Annotated in this window: 9 protein-coding genes, 1 rRNA gene and 1 other annotated feature; of the genes, 9 read left to right on the top strand and 1 reads right to left on the bottom strand. The window is 42.0% G+C overall.

Translation table 11 applies throughout. The annotated features are described in order from the left end of the window. The first annotated feature begins 8 nt into the window (after positions 1–8). The 3 genes from rrf (at position 9) to FT12353_RS04045 (ending at position 1545) form a co-directional block, all read left to right on the top strand. Positions 9–125: ribosomal RNA gene (rrf, locus tag FT12353_RS04055) — 5S ribosomal RNA — on the top strand. Between the two features lie 142 nt (positions 126–267). Next, complete coding sequence (locus FT12353_RS04050) at positions 268–963, top strand: adaptor protein MecA (RefSeq protein ID WP_059393321.1); 696 nt, start codon at positions 268–270, stop codon at positions 961–963. A 180-nt stretch (positions 964–1143) separates the two neighbouring features. Beyond that, entirely contained in the window at positions 1144–1545 is a 402-nt protein-coding gene (locus FT12353_RS04045) for a rhodanese-like domain-containing protein (protein ID WP_059393320.1), read from the top strand. Between the two features lie 37 nt (positions 1546–1582). Here FT12353_RS04045 and FT12353_RS04040 read toward each other — a convergent pair whose 3' ends face one another. Then, positions 1583–1768: a DUF3042 family protein gene (locus FT12353_RS04040; RefSeq protein ID WP_047974855.1), complete on the bottom strand. Its 186-nt coding sequence runs from the start codon at positions 1766–1768 to the stop codon at positions 1583–1585. An 85-nt stretch (positions 1769–1853) separates the two neighbouring features. Between FT12353_RS04040 and miaA the strand changes: the two genes are divergently transcribed. The 6 genes from miaA to FT12353_RS04010 all read left to right on the top strand — a co-directional run bounded on the left by miaA (position 1854) and on the right by FT12353_RS04010 (position 6512). Next, complete coding sequence (gene miaA, locus FT12353_RS04035) at positions 1854–2753, top strand: tRNA (adenosine(37)-N6)-dimethylallyltransferase MiaA (RefSeq protein WP_059393319.1); 900 nt, start codon at positions 1854–1856, stop codon at positions 2751–2753. A 13-nt stretch (positions 2754–2766) separates the two neighbouring features. Then, positions 2767–2940: a protein YkzS gene (ykzS, locus tag FT12353_RS04030; protein ID WP_168778578.1), complete on the top strand. Its 174-nt coding sequence runs from the start codon at positions 2767–2769 to the stop codon at positions 2938–2940. Positions 2941–3046: 106 nt separating this feature from the next. Then, positions 3047–4054 (top strand): rod shape-determining protein, encoded by a 1008-nt coding sequence (locus tag FT12353_RS04025; RefSeq protein ID WP_203618540.1) that lies wholly within the window; start codon positions 3047–3049, stop codon positions 4052–4054. Positions 4055–4141: 87 nt separating this feature from the next. Then, on the top strand, positions 4142–4996 hold the full coding sequence (gene mreC, locus FT12353_RS04020; protein ID WP_059393317.1) for a rod shape-determining protein MreC: 855 nt from the start codon (positions 4142–4144) through the stop codon (positions 4994–4996). A 1-nt stretch (position 4997) separates the two neighbouring features. Continuing rightward, positions 4998–5525 (top strand): rod shape-determining protein MreD, encoded by a 528-nt coding sequence (gene mreD / locus FT12353_RS04015; protein WP_059393316.1) that lies wholly within the window; start codon positions 4998–5000, stop codon positions 5523–5525. A gap of 39 nt (positions 5526–5564) precedes the next feature. After that, positions 5565–5797 (top strand) — a binding site (T-box leader). Between the two features lie 73 nt (positions 5798–5870). After that, entirely contained in the window at positions 5871–6512 is a 642-nt protein-coding gene (locus FT12353_RS04010; protein WP_059393315.1) for an amino acid ABC transporter permease, read from the top strand. The last annotated feature ends 1 nt before the right edge of the window (position 6513 follow it).

Raw genomic sequence — 6513 nt, 5'->3', positions numbered from 1 at the left:
CTCAAAGGTGTCGTGTTGATGGCATAGAGGAACCACCTGTACCCATCTCGAACACAGAAGTTAAGCTCTATAGCGCCGAAAGTAGTTGCCGGAACGCTGGCTGCGAGGATAGGACGACGCGATGCCGATACATATAATGACAACGGGGGAATTGATGAATATCAGTTCCCCTGTTGTTTTTTATTTATATACAGTTTAAAATATAGTAAATAGTAACAGGATGCTTTGGTTTGGCATTGAAGTTAATCAAAGTTGAGGTGAATACTTATGGAAATGGAACGAATTAACGATAACACTATTCGGGTCATGATTGAAAATGAGGACCTTCAAGACCGCGGGACTTCGGTTCGTGATTTGCTCAGCGATCGTAATAAAATTGAATCTTTCTTTTATAACATTTTATCTGAAATTGATACAGAAGAGGATTTTGTTGATAATGACAAAGTTTCTTTTCAAGTTTTGCCTAACCAAAATGGCTTGGAATTATTTATTTCTCGTCTTGATGATCAAGATGCTTTAAATGATTTGTTAGCAAACATTGTTGGTGAGCGCAGTGATGATGATACTGATGTCGTTAACCAAGAAGCAATTGACGATGTTTCATTTGAGCAAAAAATGGCTTTGATGGCGCATGATGATGAAAAAAATGCTGTAAAGAAGAGTGTTGATGGTCATATTGATGTTGTTGAATTAGCTGACTTTGATTTGCTTTTGTCACTTTCAGACCGGTTGGAAACATTTACTGGTGACAATAGTGCCTATTTCTACAAAGGTCACTATTACTTAGTGTTGGATTCAACAAAGATGTCGTTGACAGCTGCTGAATACAATACTTTGTCTGCCACGATTGTTGAGTTCGGGCGTTATGCTAAGTTAAATGAGGCTGTTTTGTCAGAACATGGTAAGGCTTTGTTCGAAAATCAGGCAGTACAATCGTTGAACCAACTGTTTTTAGCTGAATAAAATGACTGATGGAAAATCTGAAAAGGTTTTCCATTTTTTTATGTCTTATTGTGAACTTGTTGATTGAATAAATTTTTGATTGGTTGTTAACAGTCAATCCTTTTTCTAAAATAGATTTTCTTCCTGCTCTGTTATCAGGTATAATAGCAGTATCATTATTTAGCATTGGAGTGCATTTTCATGAATATCTTGCTTGTTATCACCTGGGTCTTAGTTATTTGGTTTGTTTTTTATGTGGTTAGTGCCCTTGGTACGCGCATCATGGCCAAGCAACGGGGAACTGTTTTAAAGGCAGAAGACTTTATGGCACAGCAGGCAGAAAACCACGGTCAATTGGTTGATGTCCGTGACAAGGAACCCTATAAGCGTAATCACTTAAGGGGAGCTCGAAACATGCCAGCATTAACTTTCTCACAAGGAAAGTCTGGTTTGCGCCAAGATATGCCGGTTTACTTGTACGGGGATACATTATCTGGTGCAAGCTCTGTTGCGCGTCATCTTCGCAAGGAAGGGATGGCTAAGAGTCAAATTTTCTTGATGGCTGGTGGCTATCGTCAAGTGACGGAGCAAAAGAAGAGCTAAAAAAAAGAATCGCTTAGCGATTCTTTTTTAGTAACTATTAGAAGCGTGATTGATGAGCGGCAACTGATTTGCGAATTGCAGCACGGGAAACCTCTTCATAGTTTTCTTGTTCTTGTTCTTTTGGCTCTTGGACCAATTTCTTATAGCCAAAGCCGGCTGAAAGAACGGCTAGGGCTGAGCCAAGCACGCCTGTTGCCAAGCCAAATTTAAAATCTTTTTTCATCCTCAATCTCCTTTCCATCTTTTCTTAACATTATCGTTGAAATAAAAGACTTTGTAAATCCCTATTTGTAAAATGGAGGTAGAATATGTCAATCCCAGTAATTGTAATTGCAGGACCAACTGCTTCTGGTAAATCAGATTTGGCGATCCAGCTAGCTAAAAAGTATAACGGTAACATTATTTCGGCTGATTCTTTGCAGGTCTACCAGGGGTTGGATATTGGTACAGCCAAAACACCCATTCAAGAACGTGAAGGGGTTTCTCATTATTTGCTTGATGTGGCAGATAAAACTGCTGATTTTTCGGTGGCTGATTTTCTCTCATTGGCAGATCAGGCAATTTTAGAAACGGTTCATTCAGGGCGAATCCCAATTGTGGTTGGTGGGACCGGTTTTTACGTCAAAGCACTGCTGGGTTTTCAGTCATTGGATTTTGCTAAATCAGACGAAGAAGAGGTTCGAGAAGACCAGAAAAAATCTTTGGAGGAGCTGCAAGTCAAATTGAGGCAATTGGCTGACGAGAAATTATTGAATAGAGTTGACCTGCAAAATAAGGAGCGGGTCATTCGAGCAATTCAAATCGCCCGTCACGGGCAAGTTAATCGGCCTAAGCGCCCAGACTATACTGGACTGATTTTGGCTTTAGAGTGGCCAAGAGGGGTCTTATATGAGCGCATCAATGGTCGTGTTCAGCTTATGATCGATCAGGGGCTTGAGAAAGAAGCCAAAGGCCTATATGACCAAGGTGGTTTGAATCTGCAGGCTGGTCGTGGCATCGGCTATGCTGAATTTTACCCTTTCTTTGAGGGACAACAGACACTCTTAGAAGTTGTAGCAACCATCCAACAAAATTCACGGCGCTATGCCAAACGACAATTAACCTATTGGCGTCATCAAATTCCGGGGTTACAATGGATTGATGGTCAAAACGCATGGACAATTGCTGATCAGAAAGTTGCTGATTTTTTGAAAGAATATAAGCAGTAAAAAGGAGTGGCAAATGGATTTTGCTCAGGCACTAAGCGATTTAAAAGATGGGAAAATTGATCATTTTGATGTTGATCCCGAAACTTTTCCTGCATTTCAGAAGGCCTGGTCTGCTTTTCCCTATCAAAACACAGTGAAGGGAATCGCTCAAAGAGCAGGAAAAGTGACATATATTCAGGCAAAATAGACTGTTGTAGCGATTAAAATATGCTACAATACTATTTAAGTAAACTATATTAAAAATGGCCGGACTCGGTTTTTTCGGGTGTCGACTTTAATTGAGAGGCAAAATCGTGGCATTATCATTTGGACAACATAACGTTGGTATTGACTTAGGAACGACAAATACTTATGTATACGTCGAAGGAAAGGGAATCGTTTTACGTGAACCTTCAGTTGTTGCACGTAACACTGAAACGCAAGAAGTGATTGCCGTTGGCTCTGAAGCCCGCGACATGCTCGGTCGGACGCCTGCAAGTATCGCAGCTATTCGGCCAATGCGTGATGGCGTTATTGCTGATTATGACACGACAGTTGCCATGATTTCTTATTATTTGAAGAAGGCTTTAGGAGGCCGCGTAGGTAAGCCATACGTGACACTTGGGGTACCTGCTCGTATTACGGCGGTTGAACGTCGTGCAGTGATTGATGCTGCCCGTGTCGCTGGTGCGCGTGATGCCTATGTCATCGAAGAACCATTTGCGGCTGCCATTGGTGCTGGTTTGCCAGTTATGGAACCAACTGGTTCAATGGTTGTTGACTTTGGTGGTGGAACCACGGATGTTGCCACGATTTCACTTGGTGGTATTGTTGCAGCTCGTTCAACTCGTTTTGCGGGCGACAAGCTCAACGAAGCAATTTCATCATTTGTCCGTAACAATAACAACTTGGCAATCGGTGAATCAACTGCTGAGCGTTTGAAGATTGAAGTTGGAACTGTTTCTTTGGAAGATGCCAAAATGATGGAACCAACGACGGCTCGTGGTCGTGACTTGTTGACAGGTTTACCAAAGACTATTGAGGTTTCGGCCTATGACGTGGCAACGGCAATACAAGACCTAATTAACGAAGTGGTTAACTCAATTCGTGAAACATTGGAGTCAACACAACCTGAAATTTCTGCCGATGTGATTGACCATGGAATGGTCTTGACTGGTGGCGGAGCACAATTGCGCGGTTTGTCAACTTTGATTGAAGGAATTACGAAGGTTCCCGTAATCGTGGCGGAAGATCCTTTGGATGCCGTCGTCAAGGGTGTTGGTGAATCATTGAAGTCTTTGGACGTTTTGCAACGAAACTAATAAGACAGGTTAAGTAAACTGCCAAAAAGCGTAGCGCTTGCGCTGCGCTTTTCTTTTCAAGGCAGTTGGTGTGAAAAGGATTATTCCATGCGTAAGTTATTTTCATCCAAAACGGCTGTGATTTTAATGGTCTCAGTCATAGTTATTGTTGGCTTGATTACCGGATCAAATTGGTGGGCCAATAAAACAAATACACCACCTTTCTTTCAGCGAGCAGTTAATGATATCACTGGTGGTATTTCACGCGTGATTGCTGTGCCAACGAATGCCATTGGGACACGGGCCAATTCAATTTCCAATTTGATGTCAACATTTGATGAAAATCAGAAATTAAAGGCTAAGTTAGACGGCTATGCGCAAAATCAGGTTAAGATGCAAACCTTGGAAGAGGAAAATAAGTCGTTGAAGAAGCAGCTTGGCTTGAAAGCAACGTTGACGGATTATGAAACAATTTCTGCCGTAACGATTGCTCGCTCGCCTACAACTTGGCAGTCACAGCTTGTGATCAATAAGGGTGCTAAATCAGGATTGAAGAAGGGCATGCCCGTCCTTGGTGATTCTGGCTTGATCGGTCGTATTTCAGAAGTGAATACGGTTAATTCGAAGGTGACGTTGATTTCTGATACGAGTGAGGATACAAACCGCTTTGCAATCACTGTTAAGGGCAGTCAAGGTGATGTTAACGGGATTATTACTGACTATGATGCAGATCAGAAATTGTTGATTATGGGGCAGGTCACTGAAAGTCAGACGATTAACCCTGGTGATAAGGTTGTTACCTCAGGATTAGGCGGATCAATGCCGTCTGGTATTCTGATTGGTAAGGTGGCAAAGGTCACCACCGATGATTACGGTCTATCACGTAAGATTTATATTCAATCGAGCTCTGATTTGAGCAGTTTGAGTACCGTCTTAGTGGCCAGGACAGAGGTAGGGTCATAATATGGCAGGTTGGCAATTTATTCGATTTCGGATTGTGTATCCGCTGATTTTAATTCTTTTGTTTTTCATCGATGGAAATATTATGTCTTCGTTTGGTGTTTTTTTACTCCATCCGCCTTTTCATATTATTCCAACGCTCACGTTGATTTGGTTTTTCTACGCCATTCAATTTGAGGCGACAAGCTTCGTGCCTTATTATTTCTATGTAGTTGTGTTCGGCTTACTTTTTGATGTTTATTATACGGGCATTATTGGCACCTATACGGTTGCCTTTTTGGCTGCCACTATTTTGATGGATAAGCTACGTCCTTATTTTGATGAACGCTTAATGTCTGGGATGCTTTTGTTATTGGTGGGCTTATTGACCTATCTTGTTGTGACTTATTTTGCCGGTTCAATGATTAACATTGCTAATTTGTCACCTTTTTCGTTTATCATTCAAGATGTTTTTCCAACAGCGGCTTTGAACTTAGTGTTGGCGGCTTTAGGCTATTATCCAACCTGGTCTTTGTATCAAAGATTAATTTAAGCTTGCATTTTTTACCAGGCCAGGGTTATAATGGCTTCAATTAAAACGTTGACTAGACGAGTAGCTAGCAAATTCTTTTCAGGAAGCTTACGGGAATTGAGAGTAAGCAGGAATTGTTGGTGAACCACACCTAGGAGTGTGCTATTGAACCTTGAGTAGGTAGCATCGGCTGTGCCCGTTATCGCACCGGTTGTTAGGAAACTAACACCACGAGGTTTCTTTAGTAATAAAGAAACAACGATGAGGTGGGACCGCGTCTATTCGCCCTCTAAGTGCTTAGCACTTAGGGGGCTTTTTTATTTCCCATCGTTTTAATAGTTTGACAGTGAAAGTGGGGAAATCCTGATGAAATATTTTTTTGAAGTACTACCAAGCATTGCCTCTGGGTTGCAAATGACCTTGGGGGTCTTCTTTATTACGATTATTGGCTCGGTTCCGTTGGGCATCTTAGTGTCCTTGGCAATGCGTTCGCCATACTTTAGTGTGCGTTGGTTGGTAAACGGCTATATTTGGCTGATGCGAGGAACACCACTCTTGTTGCAGTTGATTTTCATTTACTATGGCTTATCAATGGTCGGCGTTTCATTCTCACGGTTTGACGCTGCGGCATTTGCCTTTATTATCAACTATGCAGCTTACTTGGCAGAAATTTTCCGTGGTGGTCTTCAAGCCATCCCACAGGGACAATTCGATGCCGCCCAGGTTTTGGGCTTGAATAAAGTGCAAACTTTTTTCAAGATTATCTTGCCACAAGTGATTAAAATTGTGGTGCCATCATTTGGAAATGAGGTTGTTAACTTGGTCAAGGATACGTCTTTGATTTATGTGATTGGACTGGGCGATATCTTGCGAGCCGGTTCGATTGCAGCCAGCCGAGACGTTTCATTGGTACCATACTTAATTGTTGGCTTGATGTACTTGGCCATGGTAGCAGTCGTTACGATTGCCCTACGCCGTAGCGAGAAGCGCTTGAGTGCTTGGAGGTAAG

Source organism: Fructobacillus tropaeoli, assembly GCF_016860625.1.
Classification (GTDB): Bacteria; Bacillota; Bacilli; order Lactobacillales; family Lactobacillaceae; genus Fructobacillus; species Fructobacillus tropaeoli.
The sequence above is the reverse complement of the archived record's forward strand: the minus strand, read 5'-3'. Positions and strand labels throughout refer to the sequence as shown.

Coding starts and splice junctions, on each gene's coding strand:
- FT12353_RS04050 (WP_059393321.1), top strand. CDS start 268: ATGGAAATGGAACGAATTAACGATAACACTATTCGGGTCATGATTGAA.
- ykzS (WP_168778578.1), top strand. CDS start 2,767: ATGGATTTTGCTCAGGCACTAAGCGATTTAAAAGATGGGAAAATTGAT.
- mreC (WP_059393317.1), top strand. CDS start 4,142: ATGCGTAAGTTATTTTCATCCAAAACGGCTGTGATTTTAATGGTCTCA.
- miaA (WP_059393319.1), top strand. CDS start 1,854: ATGTCAATCCCAGTAATTGTAATTGCAGGACCAACTGCTTCTGGTAAA.
- FT12353_RS04045 (WP_059393320.1), top strand. CDS start 1,144: ATGAATATCTTGCTTGTTATCACCTGGGTCTTAGTTATTTGGTTTGTT.
- FT12353_RS04040 (WP_047974855.1), bottom strand. CDS start 1,768: ATGAAAAAAGATTTTAAATTTGGCTTGGCAACAGGCGTGCTTGGCTCA.
- mreD (WP_059393316.1), top strand. CDS start 4,998: ATGGCAGGTTGGCAATTTATTCGATTTCGGATTGTGTATCCGCTGATT.
- FT12353_RS04010 (WP_059393315.1), top strand. CDS start 5,871: ATGAAATATTTTTTTGAAGTACTACCAAGCATTGCCTCTGGGTTGCAA.